Genomic DNA, 18086 nt, shown 5'->3' with positions numbered 1-18086 from the left:
ATGGAGTCTCCCCTCGCCGTTGTCGTCGGTATTCTGATTGCTACAGGCGTATATTTGATGCTTGCCCGCCACCTGTTGCACTATCTATTTGGCTTGGTACTAATTAGCAATGCCGCTAACCTGGCAATTTTTATCGCCGGGCGGTTGACTCGCGCCTCACCACCCCTGGTACCCGAGGGCCAGGAAGCCCCACAAATTATCGTTGCCAACCCCCTACCCCAGGCCCTGATCCTAACTGCGATCGTAATTGGCTTCGGCCTGCTGGCCTTTGCCCTGGCCCTGATCGCCCAGGCTTACCGTGAGCTGGGTACATTGGATGTGGATAGCATGCGTATTGCCGAGCCTGTGAAACCCAAGAGGAAGAAGACCACTTGAGTTGGTTATTGGCCCTGCCATTCCTAATCCCTATCGCCACGGCGTTAATCACATTTCCCGCTCGAGGCCGTAGATACCTTTGCTCTGGTATTTCGATATTGGGGTGCCTTACCGCCCTTTGCATTAACCTTTATATCCTTGTCCTGGTAGAAAGCCACGGCCCTCAGGCTGGGCAAATGGGAGACTGGCAGGCTCCCTTCGGAATCACATTGATCGCCGATCGGCTCAGCGCGGTAATGCTGTTGATGAGTGCCATCGTGGGTTTGTGTGTCTCTCTATTTACCATTTCAGATATCAGTGAGAAACGGGTAAAACTTGGGTTTCACAGTTTCTTTCAACTGTTATTGGCCGGTGTCAGCGGTAGCTTTATCACCGGTGACTTATTTAATTTGTATGTGTGGTTTGAGGTGATGCTGATTGCCTCTTTCGCGCTACTGGTACTGGGGGGTGAAAAAATACAGCTGGACGGTGGCATCAAGTATGTAGCATTAAACCTTGTATCCACGCTGTTGATGCTGACCTCTATCGGGTTGCTTTATGGACTCACCGGCACCCTTAATATGGCGCAGCTGCATATTTCTTTGGCCGAGGTACAAAATCCCGTCGCGATTTCGACATTGGCAGTTATTTTTATCTGCGCTTTTGGAATTAAGGCGGCAATATTTCCACTCTTTTTCTGGTTGCCCGCGTCATACCATGTTCCACCGGTCGCTGTAACCGCTGTATTTGCCGGTCTTCTGACCAAAGTCGGCGTCTATGCGCTAATTCGCACCTTTACTTTAATATTTCCCAATGATTTGGAGTTCACCCGGGATATTTTATTGGGAGCTGCATTACTCACCATGCTGACGGGTGTTTTGGGCGCAGCAGCACAGTACGAATTCCGCAAGATACTCGCATTCCATATCATCAGCCAGATTGGATTCCTGGTATTGGGATTAGCACTGAACAGCCCTTTAGCATTGGCCGGATCTGTGTTCTACATGGTCCACAATATTGTGGCAAAGACAAATTTATTCCTGATTAGCGGTACTGCCCAGCGCCTTACTGGCAGTTATGAACTCAATGAAATTGGTGGTTTATATCGCGCCAGCCCACTTCTCTCTACTTTCTTTTTTATCGCCGCATTTAGCTTGGCGGGGTTCCCACCATTATCTGGATTCTGGGCGAAACTGCTATTAGTTAAAGCAAGTCTCGACCAGGCCGCCTATATCGTCGCTGCAGTCGCATTGATTACCGGGGCGCTTACCCTGTTTTCAATGAGTAAAATATGGGCAGAGGCATTCTGGAAGCCACACCCCCAGGAGCACTGCAAAAATTTATATAGCCTCAGCGGCGCAGAGCGCTTCCAGCGGCTGTTACCAGTCGCGTTACTGGCATTAATCACTTTGGCTTTGGGATTGGTTCCCGAGCCTTTTATCGAATACTCCCTGGGGGCTGCCGGAGAGTTATTGGAGCCTGATGATTACCTGAACGCCGTGTTACCAGGTACCACTCATTAACTTTGGGATGGATAAATAGAAATGCGTATTTTTCTATTAAATTTATTGCTCGCGATCAGTTGGTCGGCCCTGACCGGCAATGCTTCCATGGCAAATTTCTTCTTTGGTTTTCTGATCGGATTTCTGGCACTGCGAGTCTCACCTATATTACCCGGGGCACAGACTTACTTTACCCGCTTGCCCCGTTTGGCTCATTTATTCTTTTTCTTTATCGAGGAGCTTGTTTTATCCAGCCTGCGTGCAGCCTATGAAGTCTTTTCGCCCCGCTTGCAAAGCCGGCCCCTGGTCGTACGGCTACCCATGGAGAGGCTCGATAGAAACCAGATTTTTATTCTCACTAACTTAATTTCGCTGACACCGGGCACTATGGTATTGGATGTCACACCCAACAATGATGCCTTAATCGTACATACTATGTTTGTCAGTGATCCAGAAACCTTTCGCGAGGAGATTAGGGAGGGATTTGAGAAACGGGTTAAGGAGGCCGTTTCCTGATGTTTCTCACAATTATCGATATTCATTCGCCACTGGTCACAGTAGCAATCAATATTGCCTCCTTTCTATTGTTACTCGCCCTGGTGATGTGCTTCCTACGTATCGCTTTGGGCCCCACCCTAGCAGACAGGGTTGTCGCCCTGGATGTTCTCAATATTTTGGCGGTAGCCTACTGTGCACTACTGGCAATCGCCTCGGGACAACCCGTGTATCTGGACGCTGCCATCGCCCTGGCCCTGGTCGCATTTTTAGTGAGTGTGGCCTTTGCCCGTTTTATTGAAAAAAGCGGCTCGCGCACAGTCACCCACAGCCATAGGGATCGTGATGACATTTGATGAAATTTTTATCGCTTTGATAATTCTGGTGGGCAGTTTTTTTGGGTTCAGTGCCGCTTTGGGCTTGTTGCGAATGCCGGACTTTTACACTCGAATGAGTACATCGGGAAAAGGGGCTACGGTGTGTTGCGGATTATTGCTGGCGGGCGTAGCAATTCTTTTTAGTGACGCTCAGGTAACAGCCAGGGCCATAGCCGCTATTTTATTCTTATTACTTACAGTGCCAATTGGTGTCCATATGATTGCCCGGGCGGCTTATCGAGCCGGCACTCCCATGTGGCGGGGTACCGGCTACAAACTCAAGTTCAAGAACCCGATGCGCAATATTCAGTAAGCACTAAATCTTTTCGCCGTAAAGTTCTTCAATCATACTTTCGCTGCGCTGGCGCAGGTGCTCCATATCCGGGTCCTGTAAAATGACATGACCCATTTTGCGCCCAGGGCGAAGTGCTTTGCCGTACAGCCAAACACCATCGTTATCCTGCTTCGGAGCTACATCAACCCCCAACATATTGACCATCGCAACCGGCACCGGGCAGGCAGTATCGCCCAGGGGCATATCCAGTATCGCGCGGATATGATTGGCAAATTGGCTGGCCTCAGGGCCGACAAAGGTCCAATGACCGCTGTTGTGAACTCGCGGTGCCACTTCGTTGACAATCAGGCCGCTCTCACTGACAAAACACTCAACGGCCAATACACCCACATAGTCCCAGTCTTTCAGCAGGGTCGCCAGGTAACCCTCTGCGGCCTTGAGCAACTCCGGGTTGTCGTAGGGAGCGGTGGACAGCAGTAAGGTGCCGTTGCGGTGGCGGTTTTCCGTCAGCGGATAGGCTTTGATTTCGCCAGATGCCGAGCGAGCACCGATAATGGAAACTTCACAGGCGAAATTCACCCCAGCCTCAACCACACACTCCTGATCTCCAGCTTGGGGAATGGCAGCATCCAAGTCTGCAGCACTCTTCACACACCATTGGTTCTTGCCGTCGTAGCCATTTTCACAGCTCTTAATAAACGCCGGATATCCCAGTTGGTCGACTGCTTCCCGCAGCTCTTTCTCACCCTGTGCTGCTGCAAAAGGTGCAACAGGCAGGCCAGCGTCTGTGAGTGCTCGCTTCTCACGCAAGCGGTGCTGGGCCTTCTCTGTAATATGCGGGTCCGGATATACCGGACAGAAGGGCTGAAATGAGCGCAGCAAATCCACACTCACTTGCTCCCTCTCACTGGTGATCACTTCCGGGCGTCCCAGTGCCTGATACAAGGCCTCAGGGTCCTGTCCCGGTTCCATCTCCACGATAGTCCCCAGTCCCTTCACACAGTCGGTGTTTTCACCGGTCTCAGCCAGGAAACTGAACTCCACTCCGAGGGGCTGCCCCTCTTGAGCCATCATCTGCGCCAACTGCCCACAGCCAATAATGGCAACTCGTCTCTTACTCACAACGATCTCCTATCACTCAACCGTGATCGGGACTTGCTCGGTCTGACGCTCACGCCAGGCGATCAGGCGCTTCTGCAATTCCGCATCAGCCAAAGACAACATCTGCGCAGCCATCAAACCTGCATTGTAGGCACCGGAAGCACCGACCGCCTGGGTTGCTACCGCCACACCGCGAGGCATCTGCACAATGGATAATAAGCTGTCCATACCCGTCATAAAGCGGCTCTCAACCGGCACTGCGATCACAGGCAGGGGAGTCAAAGCAGCGATCATACCCGGCAGGTGGGCGGAGCCGCCGGCGCCAGCAATAATCACTTCGGTACCGGATTCGTGGGCACGGCTGGCAAATTCAACCATGCGCTGGGGAGTTCTGTGGGCCGAAACCACAGCAGTAGCAAAGGGAACTTCGAGCTCTTCCAGAGGCTTAGTCGCGTTGCTCATGGTGGCCCAATCCGAGCGGGAACCCATTACGATAGTGACTTTTTCAAAGGGAATCGGCTTCACTTGCGATTAACTCCAATATTGAACGAGCGCCAGATAGACGGGAATCGCCACCAGCACATTGAAAGGAAAGGTAACTGCCAGGGACAAAGTGATGGACACACTAGCATTGGCCTGCGGCAGGGCAACGGACATGGCCGCAGGCACAGCGATATAAGAGGCACTGCTACCGAGCACCGCGAGCAGAAAGATACCACCAGGCGACAAACCCAACAAACTCCCCAAGATACCGCCAGCGGCACCGCCAATCAGCGGCATAAAAATGCCGAAGCTGAGCAGGAAAGCCCCCTGCCCTCTAACATCGGCCAACCGCGCCGCAGCGACACGCCCCATTTCCAGCAGAAAGAGCGCCAATATGCCATGAAACAGGATCCCAAACAAAGGCATTACTGAAGCGGTGCGCTCTCCAGCCCAGGCTCCGATAACGATTCCCCCCAGGAGCAACAGTACTCCCTGGTTGCAGGTGACCTCGTGAAACACCCGGCGCTTGCTCGAACTGCCCATCGATTGCCGCGCCAACAGCATGCCGACAATGATTGCCGGGACTTCAAGAAGTGCTACAAACAGAGGGAAATACGCTTCGTATTCAATATTCTGTGACTGTAGCAGGGCCACAGCCACCGCGTAGGTGGCAACACTGACAGACCCATAGTGCGCCGCCGTTGCCGCCGCATCCACACGTGACCACTTGCCAATCCAGCGCAAGATAGGGAAAGCCACCAGAGGTAACAGAGCACCAAAAGCCACAACCGCCAGGGACTGGGGAACCAGGGTGGCAGCGGAATACGCACTTAAAGCAGCACCACCTTTCAAGCCGATGGCGATTAGCAGGAAGATAACGCAGCTCTGGTAAAGACCTTGGGGTAAACGCAGGTCACTGCGAACCAGCTGGGCAAAGGCGCCCAGCAGAAAGAAACCAACAACAATATCCAACTGCATCTCTATCGCTGTCCCCGGCGCTGTCTGGAGCGATTATTGGAGATACGTATGCGTTTCGGGGTTTGCTGCGCCATCAGCCAGTAAGCAGCATTGGCCAGAACCACCACTAGGCCTACAGCCATCAAGGGAACCCCGTTCATACCGGCAAGATTTACTGATAAGCCTGTACTTAAAACTAACAAGCCGACAACCACGCCAAAGAAGAGTTGTGATCTCTGCATTGATAATGCCCCCACTGGTTATTGAAATTGACGCATTATCGGAATTGCTATTGATAGATAAAAATAGATATTTATTATGTAAACTATAACCCAAAACCTATATAGGTGATTTTGTGCCCCTAACTCGTGCCCATGCCCGCATTGGAACCGTTCGACAACTGGAGATCCTGCTTTGTGTCTATGAGTTGGGCAATATCAGCGCCGCAGCCAGAAAACTGCACCTAACCCAGCCGAGCGTATCGATGCAACTGGCCAAACTCTCCGATGCGGTGGGTTTACCTCTGTATTACTCGGTGGGCAGGCAACTGCAATTTACGGAGGCCGGACAAACCCTGGTAGAAAGTGCCCGGGAAATCCTGAAGAGTTACGAGTATCTGGACCTGAAACTGGCCCAATTGCGAGGGTTGGATACCGGCAGCTTACAACTGGCAGTAGTGACTACCGCCAAATACTTTATCCCTCACCTGATCGGGGAGTTTTATCAGCAGCATCCGCGACTGGATATCCACTTCAGGGTGGGCAACCGCCAACAGATCATTGATTACACTGGTGAGGATGAAGATGACTTCTACGTATTCAGCCATCCTCCAAAGAGCCAGGACCTGGAGCTGGTGGAGTTTCTACCCAACCGATTACTGGCTATAGCGCCTGAGAAGCACCCACTGGCCTCCCGCAAGAAAATCTCCCTGCAAGAATTTGCAGGATGTCAGTTCCTACATCGGGAAGAGGGCTCCGGTACACGCCATGCCATTGAACAGTTCCTGCGCAAACGCAATGTAGACCTCAAGCTCCGTATGACCATTGAGAGCAATGAAGCCATTAAGCACGCGGTTATGTCCGGTCTGGGGGTCTCTATATTGTCGGAGCATACTTTGGCATTTGGCGGGCGTGCAGGCTTGTCAATTCTCGATGTCGAAGAGCTTCCCATTGTCACCCACTGGTATTTAGCTCGACGCAAATCACGTCCACTATCACCAGCAGCACAGAAGTTCCTGGAATACGCCCGCAATCTGGAAAAAGTGCCCCTGGGTAATCTCCCGTAGCCCAGCCTTATCATTGGAAAAGAGGGAAAGAATACACTGCACCCAAGACTCGCAGTGGAAATTTCCCTGTAAACCCGAATAGACACTTATCCCCCCAAAGGCACCAAGCGCATTATTCTTTCTCTCCTTATAAATTCCCTTCTCCCTGTAAACCTGGCTAGATAATTTAGGCCTCAAATTTTGAAAAATTCCCTGCGGCCTTTTTCAGTCCTGCTACTTTTTGGGGTACTTGGCCCATGCACTGCCAATAATTATCAACCAAAGCCACCTATGGCAGATAAGCTGTTTTGCCTGTGTCCGGATTTTCAGAGATGGATATCGAGATGACCGCAAAAGGAATTAATAAAGGAATTATTACTCTACTTTTCACTCTCTCAGCACTATCGACCCATGCCCAGGATGATTGGCGTGATATCGAATGGGGTGAATTTATTGTTCGTTTTGGCCTGACTTATGTCCAGCCAAATGATGAGGGCACAGCGCTCAAATATAGAGTTTTACAGCAATGGGATTTATACAACAGCAGTTGGCAAATCGACTCGACCCATGCATGGCAAATATCGGGAGTGTGGCGGCCCAGCGATCGCTGGGGCATAGAATTAATGCATATTAATGGCGCCAGCTATGGTACAAAACTGGATAATTTCACCGGCAACCCTGGGCGAAACCAAATCCAGCTCGGCGACTTTAGCACTACAACGACAATGGTCTTCGGCAACTGGTATTTCTTAGACCCATCCTATCGCGCTCGCCCCTATATCGGTGCAGGAATCAATTACACCAACTTCCACACCGTTGAAATCAGCCGCCAGTTTAACGAATACCTGATAGATTCAGAGCTCTCGGTCGCACCGGGATCATTTAATATGGGGCACTCGTGGGATTGGGGGCTGCAAGCCGGCCTGGATTATATCTTTGATTTCCGCGACTGGAGATATCCTCTACTACTTAACGCATCCGCGATTTATTACCTGGCAGACACCGATGCCACTATCGACTTCCCCACTGAATTGGGCAGGGATCGCCTCTATGCCCATTTTGACTACAACCCCTGGATCATAAATTTCGGGGTGGGCGTTAAATTCTAGTTACCGGAGCAATTTCATACAGTTGGGCGACAGCGAATACTCTTAAAATTTGAAGTTATTTCATACACGAGCTGCGTTGTCCCCAACTATAACTTCGCCGCTAAAAACCTAATCGGTATTACAACTATCTGGCACAATAAAAGGAATAACTGTGTCCCCCCAAAAAACTGGTTTCCAGCTTTCTTCTGTAGGATTCGTAAAAATATTCCTACTCATTATGACGCTTTCTGCACTGCTTGTTTTTAGCAGCAACTCTCTAGCACAATGCAACCCCGGCAATAGTGGCACCTCTGCCGCAGATGAAATCACCTGTGACGAAGACAATGACCCCGATGGTGCGGACATAGAAACTTATGCCGGCAACGATACCATCATTCTCAACGGTGGGACGGCGGAAAATGTACTTGCGGGAGAGGGAGATGACGAAATTATTATCACGGGAGGAATTGTTACCTTATTTGCCGACGGTGGCGCTGGCAACGATACGATAACTCTCGACGAGCGATCCAGTGATGTAGGGAATTATCTGGGGGGAGGAGGCATTCATGGAGGCGATGGAGATGACACCCTGATTCTACTCGATGGGCTGTCCTTTCACGTCTGGGGAGGAGAAGGAAACGATACAATCACCTTGGATGGAGGGTTCATTTTTAACTACCTGGATGGCGGAAACGGCGATGACTACATCTATTGGGATGAGGGCATCAGTAACGAAATTCGAGGCGGCTCCGGATCAGACACCCTACTGATAGATTCACACTCTTTCGATGGAGACGTCATACTGGATGGTGGTGATGATCTCAGTGCAAATGATGGTGAAGTCGACAATTTAATATTTAAATTGGATTACTCCGTTGATGGGACTCTTCTAAATAACTGGGAAAGAGTCGTTATCTGGGGTAGCTCCAAAATGACATTTACTGGGAGTTTAGCTGTCGGAGGAGGTCTCGATTCGGAGGGGAATTCCCTCGGCCTGGACATTCGCTGGGGTGGACAGGCATTTTTTGATAGCGACAGTTATGTAATTTCAGGAGATGTATCCAATAGTGGAACCATTGATCTATCCAACAATAGGTTCAACACCCTCACCATAGCCAAAGACGATAATGGAAATTATGGGCAATACCGCTCTAATAATGGGCGCCTATGGGTAGACGCCGTCCTTGAAGATGATTTCTCACAGAGCGATCAACTAATTGTGGAAGGAGACAGCTCTGGCACCACCACTATCTCTGTCTTTAACCGCTCAGGTAAAGGAAAGCGGACAGAGGGCAATGGTATTAAGGTGGTTTCCGTCAAAGGCGAATCAAATGCACAATTCACTCTGGCAGGGGACTTTGTCAGTAAAGATGATCAGCAGGCAGTGATAGGTGGAGCCTATGCTTACACATTGCACCAGAACGGCGCAGGAGGAAGTGATGATGGCAGCTGGTATTTGCGTTCAACTGTGGATAACTCTTCAGTATTTCCTGAAGGCGGAATGATCCGCTGGCAACCTACTGCAGTACTCTACGAAGCCCTCCCGCAAATTCTCAGAACACTCAATATTCCCTCTTCACTGCGCAGCCGCCTGGGCAATCGCTATTGGGTAGGTACAAGCTATTTGGACTTGGCCAGTAGCGAGTATAGCGATGCCCAAGAGCAGGCAATTGATAGTCGTGGACTTTGGATCAGGAACTCTGCCCGACATATTACCCTTGATCCCAGTGAGTCCAGTACCCGTGCAAACTGGAAACAGACTTACTATCAAGTACAATTGGGCTTTGATTTACCAATACAAGTCTCCGTATTTGGAAGCCAACTTATTGGCAGCGCCGCTTTGCACTACGGCGATTCAAATAACGATGTGAGTTCATTTTTTGGTGATGGCTCAATCGATGCGAGTAACTACGGCGTCAGCGCATTTGTCACCTGGTATGGATTGGATGGCATTTTTATTGATAGTCAACTTAAGCTAAATTGGTTTGACTTTGAAATGGATGCCAAATCACTGCGCGAACTCAATAATAGCGATGAAGCATTTGGCTATGCCTTGTCTATCGAGGGTGGAAAGAGTTTTAAACTGCATGATTACTATTCCTGGACACCCCATGCGCAATTGATTTACACCTCGGAGGAAGCCAACAACTTGCAGGATATCTATGCCGTACAAGCCACAGATATCAATAACAATGGCTTCCTCTTACGCTTGGGAACCATCTTTGAAAAGCGCAAGAGCCAACGTAAGAGTAGTCGCAATATGTATGGCTCAATTCCCCTGGAAAGGTTCTCTCTGTTCGCAACTCCGAGCCTTATTTACAATATCGACCAGAGAACTAATTTACTCGTATCGGAAACCCGACTCAGTCAAAAACCTGATACCTGGTACGGTGAATTACGCTTGGGCGCAAGCTACGATGAGTGCGGTGATCACTGCTCTATCTATTCAGAAATTTATTACAGCAGCAGTTTGGAAAACCTGGGGAATAGTTTTTCCGGAGGCCTGGAATTAGGATTTCGTTATAAGTGGTAGCAATTTGAGATTAAACTGAAAGCCAAATATCAACCTTAGAGTGCGACAGCTATATTACCTCTAGATTAAGCAGCGCCTATTCACTCTAACAGTAACTGAGATAAATTATATTCAGAGAATACTCTGCGTATTTTCTTATCGTTACCACACTTTCCCTTTAAATTTTGTTTCTTCAAGCCGCTAGCCTGACACCCAGGGATTGTTAAAAACCTATCCCTCCAGAAACGAACATCTGGCACTCTTGCACAACGGACTCCTTGCCTCATACTCATGGCTTTAAGCCAGATATCATCCGCATTAGGACATAACTCCAAAAACTTATCTTTATTCAGAACATCGGGATGTAAAGAGCCCGGATAATATAAAACGCCCCCAACTCCAGTAGGAAAAACACGATAAGAAGGTTTGATATTCATATTGCACTTCCAAGTTTCCCGCGTTGTCCTCCATTTATTGTAAGGCAATATATTGCCTTTTTTATCAACACCTATCCTGTGAGCTCGATGACAGAAAATATGTGACGGGAACTTTAAATATGACTGATACAGCATATCGATGGTATCCATCGGGTAAAGGATATCGTCATCCACCGTGACTATCAGGCTATCAGGAAATTTTTGAAGCGCGTAATAATACTTTGTGTAAGGTCCTAAATCTTCATCAACAAATTCAACTCTCAACCCACGATCCACCTGCCTCATTAAAATATTGGGCAACATATAATCTGGAAATTCTTTGGTCGACAGCCAAAGTACAATTAAATCCGCTTTTAGCGACTGCTGAAATAAACTCTCGATACACAAATGGATATCATGGATTCGCTTTCCATAGCTAGTCAGAGAAACAACAATACTGTGTTTAGCCGCATTACCTACCCCAGAATCATTACCACTGAGGGCCGACTGCTCCAATATTCTCTTCCAGACCAGAGCATCTAATTTTAGGTTGTTGTTGATTGTATTTTTCTTGCTGCGCTTCGCCGTAAAACCCTTGAACATATTGACTTTACAATCTGGGGTTGAGACAACTCAATGCCTGGTTTTAGACATATACCTAAAAAGGACATTCAGTAATCCGTGGCCGCACATTAGAATTATTGAAATTCATAGTGCAGTAACAGAAATTGGTATAGGCGAGCTCAATTTTCCAAGATCGACCACACCCTCAATAGTAAAGGTATGGTCTAGTTTTCGGTAAATGCAACATTTACTACCCTACTTCACCTGCTCCTTCCGTCTCAGAGGCCAGTTTTTTCGTTGCACCACGGCGACCATATAACGCCAAAAGAACGCCAGATGGGAACATCAATACACCGTAAACTGCTGAGGGCACGGACATCTCACTCGAGTGTAAGAGCGTGAGGGTTACCATCATTCCGATGGTACTGTTCTTAATACCGAGTTCCGTTGCAACCGCAACCCCTTCCCGCTTTGGCAGGCCAGCAACCCGGCTGATAAGAAGCCCCAATAGCACACCACAGAGATTCAATAGAATGACCGAGGGTCCAGCTTGAACCATCAAGTCTGCAAGGCGATCGCGAATTCCCCAGATAAGACCCGCTACCAGTGCAAGCAATACAACCCCGCCAAAAATACTGACTATTCCCTCTGCGCGGCGAGCCAGGTGCGGTCTCCAGGCACGAAATAGCATCCCTATCACAACAGGCAAGAGGACAATACTGGATAACATCACCACTGTACTGGCGAATGGCAGAGTTATAGTCTGGTCAGCGCCGAAATAAGTTCGAAGCGCATAATTTGCGAAAAGCGGTAAACTGGCAATAGTGATCAGGCTGGCAGAAACTGTTAATACAATAGAAAGCGCCACGTTGCCGCGAGCCATCAAGGTAAACAGGTTCGATGTTGTGCCTCCCGGACAGGCGGCAATAATGACTAGGCCAACAGCAATGGCCGGTGGTAGATTTAATCCCCAGCAGAGGCCAATTGCTATAGCTGGCATCAGGAGAATTTGGGTAAAAGTTCCGATAATAAGGCCAATGGGCTTTACCGTTACCTGATGGAAATCCCTGGCAGTTAGGGTCATCCCTATTCCCACCATGATGATAAACAGCGAGATAGGCAAGCCGATCGAAATAAGGGGACCTGATTCCATGATTTTCTCCAGTATCAGTCACTGTAAGAAAAATACCCGACCAAAATCAACTCCCAGAATAAAGCTGGCACTGGAGATGGATAACGAAATCAAGGCAGAAACTTCACTGCCAGAGGACTTATTTCGACATCGGTAATTCGCTGATTATCTTGGTGCTCGGATCGATTCTTATAAGTGTAATTATTATTTTTAGTTCAGATGGTAAAGCAATCATAGATGACTTCACCAATCTGTCTTGTATTTTAGCAATATACAGAAGTTTAATGACTCAGGAAACGATACAGAAGGCCATGATTTCCTCCCTGAAAAGCGGACAGGTAGATAATTGGGACAACTTAATGTGGTCCGTGGGAAGTTCGGATATTCCCACTAGCGAGGACTCCGTTACAGCTTTTAGTGCAGCTAACCAACTCCCCTGGCTTCTACCCACGCGACGAAAGTCCCTATTGGAATACTTCTCCTGCCCGAAAGTAAAAAATGCACTTTCCCCTGAACTGGATAATTACCTGCACGAACTCAACCTCAACAAACCCAACAACCGCTTGGGCACTTACTTTGAAAGGCTCTGGTCATTTGCCTTTGACAAACACCCCGACTACCAGCTGCTCTACCAAAACCTCCCTCTAAGGTCCGGCGGCAAGACACTGGGGGAACTCGACTTCGTCGTGCAACACCTGCCCAGCAACCAGTGTGAACACTGGGAAATTGCCGTAAAATTTTATCTCCAGGTTACCGATATCCATTGGGTGGGGCCCGGAATCAAGGACCGACTGGATATCAAACTGGCAAGAATGACAGATCATCAACTACCACTGATTGACATGCCGGCAGTTCAATCGATGCTGAAAGAGCACGGCCTAGAGATAGATCGCCAGTGGGCGCTAATGCCTGGGAGACTGTTCAAACCCCTGGATACACTTCACCGGCCCTCCAGTCATGATCTTTGGTGGGTATCGTTATCTGAGTTTCGGTCATTCTCCCTGAGCCAGGCAAACCGCGGTGCTCTCGAGTGGCTGGCGCTCCCCAAGCAAGCCTGGCTGGCGCCTCAGAGAAGCACCACCGGCATGACTGCCGATCAATTGCTAGAAGCGCTGCTGCCCGAAAGTTTTACCCACCCCCTGTGCATCGCCGCCGTCGATAAAAATGGCGAAGCCTGCAGAGGCTTTATCGTGCCCGACAACTGGTACCAAAGAGCCAAAAGTAGTTTGAGCATATAACCAGCCTCTCCCCAGATCAGAATCAGGGAGCCTTTCGCTGGCCTCACATTATTTTCTAAATTGGTGATTGACATAGATCAATTTACATTTACAATTTTCAGAAATTTCTGAAACTTAAGAAGTAAATGAAACTATCGAGTCAAGCCCAGGCATTCGTACTGCACTTTGGTGAAATGGGTAGCCGCTGGGGATTCAATCGCACGGTCGGGCAAATGTTTGCCCTACTCACCATTCATCCCACGCCACTCAATGCCGAGCAATTGGCCCAGGCACTGAAGATCAGTCGTGGCAATGTCAGTATGGGGCTCAAAGAGCTACAGGCCTGGCGCTTGGTTGAGCTGCACCATCAACCGGGCGATCGCAAAGATTATTTCACTGCAGCTGGGTCAATCTGGGACCTCGCTCGCACTGTCTTCGAGGAGCGCCGCAAGCGAGAGCTCGACCCTACATTAAGTCTGCTTCGCCAGCTGCTGCTCAATGAGCCCCAAGATGAGCTGGATGCCCAGGCACAGGAAAAAATCCAGGAAGTTTACAGCTTGCTGGAGCTACTCGAAGAATTTGCCAACACACTCAGCAAGCTAGAACACCAGGACCTGCTTAAATTGATGAAGCTAGGCTCCGGTATCGTCAAGCTACTGGAACTCAAAAGTAAGATGACAGGTGGACAGAACACCTCAAACTAGCGAAAAAAACGCTAGCACGAGGAATATACCGCTGCACTCAAAGCGAAATAACACCTTCATCTGAAGCACTTATTCCGGGGAGAAACCCATAGGGCCAAATCCATGGCTAAAAGCCCCGGCATATTTTTAATCCAGCAGCCCATAGTGCTGGATTAAAAACGGCACAAGGCCGTGCCGCTGCCGATCCAAAGTCGGCTCCTGCAGGATTGTATACGCGGGAACACACACCTGCCTCTATATTTTCTTGCAGTGCCGATTAGCACAGGAGGTGCTAATCGGCTCACTGGTTCAAAGATCTCAGACCAGCAGAGGCTCTCATGCTAGATACCCTGATCCTTTCCAGGATACAGTTTGCCGCAAATATCAGCTTTCATATTCTATTTCCAACAATCACCATCGCACTCGCGTGGATCGTTTTCTTTTTTAAATTACGCTACGACCAAACTAATAATCCGGTCTGGATGCGCGCATATCGTTTTTGGGTAAAAGTCTTTGCCCTGACATTTGCTCTCGGCGTAGTGAGTGGCATCACCATGTCATTCCAGTTCGGAACAAACTGGCCCGGCTTTATGGCCCAGGTCGGCAATATCGCCGGCCCGCTTCTCGGATACGAAGTACTTACTGCATTCTTTCTCGAAGCAACCTTTCTCGGCATTATGTTGTTTGGCATTAATAAGGTGCCAAGCAAAATACATACTTTATCTGCCTTTATTGTGGCAACAGGAACCACTCTATCCGCTTTTTGGATTATTGCTCTCAACTCCTGGATGCAAACACCTGCCGGATTCGATTTACGGGATGGGGTCGCCTACCCGGCAAGCTGGATGGAAATTATCTTTAACGCCTCTTTCCCCTACCGACTTACACATATGCTGCTGGCTTCGGGTTTGACGGCATCTTTCTTTGTTGCGGGGATTTCCGCTTATCGGATTCTTAAAGGAGACCCCAAACGCGCGCCCCGGCTCGCCCTTAAAACAGGACTGATTCTCGCTGCCATCTTTATTCCGATTCAAATCTATGTGGGTGACTTACACGGACTCAACACTTTTGAGCACCAGCCTCAAAAAGTCGCCGCAATGGAGGGGGTTTGGGAAACAGAGCGCGGTGCCCCCCTGCTGTTATTTGCGATTCCCGACGGAGAAGAAAAAACCAACCATTTGGCGATCGGCATTCCCAAAATGGCCAGCCTTATCCTTACCCATGAGTGGGATGGTGAGATCAAGGGAATTAATGAATTCCCCGATAATCACCCACCGGTAGCCCCCGTATTCTTCGCCTTCCGCATTATGGTCGGCATAGGCATATTGATGCTGCTAACCGCTTGGGGTGGGGTCTATCTATTGCGTAAAGGTGAGCTGCCTCGCTGGATGCTTAAAACCCTGGTCGCGATGACATTCTCCGGCTGGATAGCCACCTTGGCCGGTTGGTATGTCACAGAAATTGGACGCCAACCCTGGCTCGTTACAGGAGTACTGAAAACCGCCGACGCTGTTACTCCAGTACCACCTTCTCATGTCGGTTTTTCCCTAACCCTTTATCTGGTTGTCTACGTGATATTGCTCTATGCGTACATAAGAACCCTGAAAGTGATGGCCCTGAAGTCTGTAAAAGTCGAGGAGTTTGAAACTCAGGAACTATTCGCCGGCACTAGCTTAACCAACCGCCCAAAAGATACTGAGAAAAATGACAAGGGGGAAGGCAAATGACCGGTAGCGCTTCTGCAGCGGCCTATTGGCTGCCTGTCGCCTTTGTCGCCCTTATGGGCCTGGCGGTAATAGTCTACGCAATTCTGGATGGCTACGATCTTGGCGTGGGCATTTTGCTCCCCATGGGAGAAGAGGAGGAATCGCAGCGGGATACCATGATCGCATCCATTGGCCCCTTTTGGGATGCCAACGAAACTTGGCTGGTGCTGGCAATCGGTTTGCTCCTGATTGCATTCCCAATCGCACACAACCTGGTGTTAATGCATCTATATATACCAGCTGCGATTATGCTGGTCGGGCTAATCATGCGAGGAGTGGCATTCGACTTTCGTGCCAAGGCTGCCATCGACAAAAAGCTAACCTGGGATCGAACCTTTAAAGCGGGGTCTATTATTACCAGCCTAGCGCAGGGGTACATGCTGGGGCAGTACGTGATTGGCTTTAAGCCCGACTGGTCTGCACAGCTTTTTTCAGCGCTCAGCGCTCTGGGAGTTACCGCCGCATACGCCTATATTGGCGGCGCCTGGCTGGTTCTTAAAACCGAGTCGGAGCTGCAAAAACGAGCGACCACATGGACCCGTTACGCAGGGCGGGCCACCCTGCTTGGGGTGGTTGCAGTATCGGCCATCAATCCACTGGTAAACCCAACCGTATTTGACCGATGGTTTACCTACCCTCTGGTTATGTTTGTACTACTCGTCCCCACCCTGTGCTTTATCGCCTTTGTCTCCAATGATGTTCTGCTGGCGAGAATGCCTAAGCCTGCGGACAGACATAAAGCGGTTCCTTTTTTTACCGTCGTTGTTATTTTTCTGATGTGCTTTGTCGGCCTGGCCTTCAGCTTTTTCCCTGATATTGTTCCCGGCCAACTAAATATTTGGCAGGCAGCCAGTGCCACCGCCTCATTAAAATTTATTCTTGTGGGTGCGGTAATAGTAGTTCCCGTCATCCTCGCCTATACCGTTTTCTCTTATTACGTCTTCCGAGGAAAGGCGACAGAGCTACATTATCACTAGCTGCATTTCCATTCGGCTGGCAGAAATACCCGCTAGCCGAATTTAATTAATTAATGTGGAACTACCCCACAAATCAAACAAGTTCTTCTTGCTCGCCTGAATTTGGTACGATTATAATAATCAATTCCAAAAGACAATTTTTTACATGGAAGTAAAGCGTATGCTAGCCCATGGCCAGTACCGCTTGTCTATAGGGGGAGGTAATTTGAACCAAATCGATCGACGAGCTATCAGCCGGCGCGACACTGCCAGTCCGCGCAAACCACAGCGCAAAAATGGTCGGGAGAAGTATGAAAAGCTTCTTGACGCCCTTGAAGTATTAATTACTGAACAAGACTCTACGGATATTAGCCTCGCAAACCTTAGTCAGGTTGCAGGTGTTCCAGCAGCGTCTGTTTATCATTTCTTCCCAAGTGTAGATGCCAGCTTAACCGCCCTGGCCGAGCGTCACTATAAGTCTTTCGGTGACGTAGTATTGGGCCATTCGGATTTTTCTCCGTCAGAAAGCTGGCAGGATATGCTGAATCAGCTGTGCGACCTTGTGCGCGGCTACTATGAAGAGAATCTCGCAGCACTAAAAGTACATTTTGGACCTCAGTCCAGTTGGGCATTACGCCAACTACAAATGGAAAACAATTGGCGCCTGGCAGATACTCTGATCAAAAACCTGTCTCGGGAGTTTGAGTTGCCACCCTCTCAGGATTGGCGAGACCGGTTCATGTGTGCCATCAACATTAACGACTCTTTCTGCTCCCAGTCTTATTCCCGCTTTGGGAAAATAACAGAAGACTCCGCAGCAGAGGGGAAACGGGCCGCTGCAGCCTACTTAAAGCTCTACCTAGGTGAGCTTTTGCAGCGGCGCCAATTGCGCTTTGCCCCACTGGAGGCTTCGGCCTAAGCCCA

At 49.3% G+C, this 18086-nt stretch carries 19 protein-coding genes; 13 read left to right on the top strand and 6 right to left on the bottom strand.

Features of this window, described 5'->3' with window-relative positions:
- Genes ACJJIZ_RS06010 through mnhG form a run of 5 tightly spaced genes read left to right on the top strand, consistent with a single transcriptional unit; the run spans position 1 to position 3041 of the window.
- A complete protein-coding gene (locus tag ACJJIZ_RS06010; protein WP_444907269.1) occupies positions 1-375 on the top strand; it encodes a Na+/H+ antiporter subunit C in 375 nt (124 codons plus the stop codon).
- Positions 372-1877 (top strand): Na+/H+ antiporter subunit D, encoded by a 1506-nt coding sequence (locus ACJJIZ_RS06005; RefSeq protein WP_444915527.1) that lies wholly within the window; start codon positions 372-374, stop codon positions 1875-1877. The genes ACJJIZ_RS06010 and ACJJIZ_RS06005 overlap by 4 nt, the downstream gene beginning before the upstream one ends.
- A 21-nt stretch (positions 1878-1898) precedes the next feature.
- Positions 1899-2372 (top strand): Na+/H+ antiporter subunit E, encoded by a 474-nt coding sequence (locus tag ACJJIZ_RS06000; RefSeq protein ID WP_413663317.1) that lies wholly within the window; start codon positions 1899-1901, stop codon positions 2370-2372.
- A complete protein-coding gene (locus ACJJIZ_RS05995; protein ID WP_444911519.1) occupies positions 2372-2707 on the top strand; it encodes a cation:proton antiporter in 336 nt (111 codons plus the stop codon). The genes ACJJIZ_RS06000 and ACJJIZ_RS05995 overlap by 1 nt, the downstream gene beginning before the upstream one ends.
- Positions 2697-3041 carry a monovalent cation/H(+) antiporter subunit G gene (gene mnhG, locus ACJJIZ_RS05990; RefSeq protein WP_413663319.1) on the top strand — a complete coding sequence of 115 codons (345 nt, stop codon included), beginning with the start codon at positions 2697-2699 and terminating at the stop codon, positions 3039-3041. Before ACJJIZ_RS05995 ends, mnhG begins: the two co-directional genes overlap by 11 nt.
- Before the next feature lie 3 nt (positions 3042-3044).
- Here the strand turns inward: mnhG and ACJJIZ_RS05985 are convergent, their stop codons facing one another.
- The 4 genes from ACJJIZ_RS05985 to ACJJIZ_RS05970 are packed head-to-tail and all read right to left on the bottom strand — an operon-like array spanning position 3045 to position 5806.
- On the bottom strand, positions 3045-4145 hold the full coding sequence (locus ACJJIZ_RS05985; RefSeq protein ID WP_444896095.1) for a 5-(carboxyamino)imidazole ribonucleotide synthase: 1101 nt from the start codon (positions 4143-4145) through the stop codon (positions 3045-3047).
- Between the two features lie 12 nt (positions 4146-4157).
- Positions 4158-4649 (bottom strand): 5-(carboxyamino)imidazole ribonucleotide mutase, encoded by a 492-nt coding sequence (gene purE, locus ACJJIZ_RS05980; protein WP_282931253.1) that lies wholly within the window; start codon positions 4647-4649, stop codon positions 4158-4160.
- Positions 4650-4655: 6 nt separating this feature from the next.
- Positions 4656-5585 (bottom strand): sodium-dependent bicarbonate transport family permease, encoded by a 930-nt coding sequence (locus ACJJIZ_RS05975; RefSeq protein ID WP_444915526.1) that lies wholly within the window; start codon positions 5583-5585, stop codon positions 4656-4658.
- Positions 5586-5587: 2 nt separating this feature from the next.
- Positions 5588-5806: a hypothetical protein gene (locus ACJJIZ_RS05970; RefSeq protein ID WP_282931251.1), complete on the bottom strand. Its 219-nt coding sequence runs from the start codon at positions 5804-5806 to the stop codon at positions 5588-5590.
- Positions 5807-5919: 113 nt separating this feature from the next.
- Here ACJJIZ_RS05970 and ACJJIZ_RS05965 point away from each other — a divergent pair, with 113 nt between their 5' ends.
- From ACJJIZ_RS05965 to ACJJIZ_RS05955, 3 genes are all read left to right on the top strand, one after another.
- Positions 5920-6849: a LysR family transcriptional regulator gene (locus tag ACJJIZ_RS05965; protein WP_444896093.1), complete on the top strand. Its 930-nt coding sequence runs from the start codon at positions 5920-5922 to the stop codon at positions 6847-6849.
- 323 nt (positions 6850-7172) lie between these two features.
- Positions 7173-7937 carry an OmpW/AlkL family protein gene (locus ACJJIZ_RS05960; RefSeq protein ID WP_444915525.1) on the top strand — a complete coding sequence of 255 codons (765 nt, stop codon included), beginning with the start codon at positions 7173-7175 and terminating at the stop codon, positions 7935-7937.
- Positions 7938-8088: 151 nt separating this feature from the next.
- Entirely contained in the window at positions 8089-10449 is a 2361-nt protein-coding gene (locus ACJJIZ_RS05955) for an autotransporter family protein (RefSeq protein WP_444915524.1), read from the top strand.
- A gap of 80 nt (positions 10450-10529) precedes the next feature.
- On the opposite strand, the gene ACJJIZ_RS05950 is transcribed toward ACJJIZ_RS05955, so the two are convergent.
- Together ACJJIZ_RS05950 and ACJJIZ_RS05945 are read right to left on the bottom strand one after the other, a co-directional pair.
- On the bottom strand, positions 10530-11447 hold the full coding sequence (locus ACJJIZ_RS05950) for a glycosyltransferase family A protein (protein ID WP_444915523.1): 918 nt from the start codon (positions 11445-11447) through the stop codon (positions 10530-10532).
- A 211-nt stretch (positions 11448-11658) separates the two neighbouring features.
- On the bottom strand, positions 11659-12561 hold the full coding sequence (locus tag ACJJIZ_RS05945; protein WP_444892036.1) for a bile acid:sodium symporter family protein: 903 nt from the start codon (positions 12559-12561) through the stop codon (positions 11659-11661).
- Positions 12562-12824: 263 nt separating this feature from the next.
- Here ACJJIZ_RS05945 and ACJJIZ_RS05940 point away from each other — a divergent pair, with 263 nt between their 5' ends.
- From ACJJIZ_RS05940 to ACJJIZ_RS05920, 5 genes are all read left to right on the top strand, one after another.
- On the top strand, positions 12825-13778 hold the full coding sequence (locus ACJJIZ_RS05940; protein ID WP_444915522.1) for a DUF1853 family protein: 954 nt from the start codon (positions 12825-12827) through the stop codon (positions 13776-13778).
- 125 nt (positions 13779-13903) lie between these two features.
- Positions 13904-14461, top strand: coding sequence for a GbsR/MarR family transcriptional regulator (locus ACJJIZ_RS05935; protein ID WP_282931244.1), 558 nt, complete (start codon positions 13904-13906; stop codon positions 14459-14461).
- 317 nt (positions 14462-14778) lie between these two features.
- Positions 14779-16167 (top strand): cytochrome ubiquinol oxidase subunit I, encoded by a 1389-nt coding sequence (locus ACJJIZ_RS05930; protein ID WP_444896088.1) that lies wholly within the window; start codon positions 14779-14781, stop codon positions 16165-16167.
- Positions 16164-17183 (top strand): cytochrome d ubiquinol oxidase subunit II, encoded by a 1020-nt coding sequence (gene cydB / locus ACJJIZ_RS05925; protein ID WP_444915521.1) that lies wholly within the window; start codon positions 16164-16166, stop codon positions 17181-17183. The genes ACJJIZ_RS05930 and cydB overlap by 4 nt, the downstream gene beginning before the upstream one ends.
- 145 nt (positions 17184-17328) lie before the next feature.
- On the top strand, positions 17329-18081 hold the full coding sequence (locus ACJJIZ_RS05920; RefSeq protein WP_282931241.1) for a TetR/AcrR family transcriptional regulator: 753 nt from the start codon (positions 17329-17331) through the stop codon (positions 18079-18081).
- Positions 18082-18086 lie beyond the last annotated feature (5 nt).

It is taken from the genome of Microbulbifer maximicatervae (SeqCode) (assembly GCF_052467225.1).
The sequence above is the reverse complement of the archived record's forward strand: the minus strand, read 5'-3'. Positions and strand labels throughout refer to the sequence as shown.

Excerpts from the sequence above, each read along its gene's own strand:
- ACJJIZ_RS06010 (WP_444907269.1), top strand. The coding sequence starts at position 1 with ATGGAGTCTCCCCTCGCCGTTGTCGTCGGTATTCTGATTGCTACAGGC.
- ACJJIZ_RS06000 (WP_413663317.1), top strand. The coding sequence starts at position 1,899 with ATGCGTATTTTTCTATTAAATTTATTGCTCGCGATCAGTTGGTCGGCC.
- ACJJIZ_RS05995 (WP_444911519.1), top strand. The coding sequence starts at position 2,372 with ATGTTTCTCACAATTATCGATATTCATTCGCCACTGGTCACAGTAGCA.
- mnhG (WP_413663319.1), top strand. The coding sequence starts at position 2,697 with ATGACATTTGATGAAATTTTTATCGCTTTGATAATTCTGGTGGGCAGT.
- ACJJIZ_RS05975 (WP_444915526.1), bottom strand. The coding sequence starts at position 5,585 with ATGCAGTTGGATATTGTTGTTGGTTTCTTTCTGCTGGGCGCCTTTGCC.
- ACJJIZ_RS05970 (WP_282931251.1), bottom strand. The coding sequence starts at position 5,806 with ATGCAGAGATCACAACTCTTCTTTGGCGTGGTTGTCGGCTTGTTAGTT.
- ACJJIZ_RS05960 (WP_444915525.1), top strand. The coding sequence starts at position 7,173 with ATGACCGCAAAAGGAATTAATAAAGGAATTATTACTCTACTTTTCACT.
- ACJJIZ_RS05950 (WP_444915523.1), bottom strand. The coding sequence starts at position 11,447 with ATGTTCAAGGGTTTTACGGCGAAGCGCAGCAAGAAAAATACAATCAAC.
- ACJJIZ_RS05945 (WP_444892036.1), bottom strand. The coding sequence starts at position 12,561 with ATGGAATCAGGTCCCCTTATTTCGATCGGCTTGCCTATCTCGCTGTTT.
- ACJJIZ_RS05940 (WP_444915522.1), top strand. The coding sequence starts at position 12,825 with ATGACTCAGGAAACGATACAGAAGGCCATGATTTCCTCCCTGAAAAGC.
- ACJJIZ_RS05935 (WP_282931244.1), top strand. The coding sequence starts at position 13,904 with ATGAAACTATCGAGTCAAGCCCAGGCATTCGTACTGCACTTTGGTGAA.
- ACJJIZ_RS05930 (WP_444896088.1), top strand. The coding sequence starts at position 14,779 with ATGCTAGATACCCTGATCCTTTCCAGGATACAGTTTGCCGCAAATATC.
- cydB (WP_444915521.1), top strand. The coding sequence starts at position 16,164 with ATGACCGGTAGCGCTTCTGCAGCGGCCTATTGGCTGCCTGTCGCCTTT.
- ACJJIZ_RS05920 (WP_282931241.1), top strand. The coding sequence starts at position 17,329 with ATGGAAGTAAAGCGTATGCTAGCCCATGGCCAGTACCGCTTGTCTATA.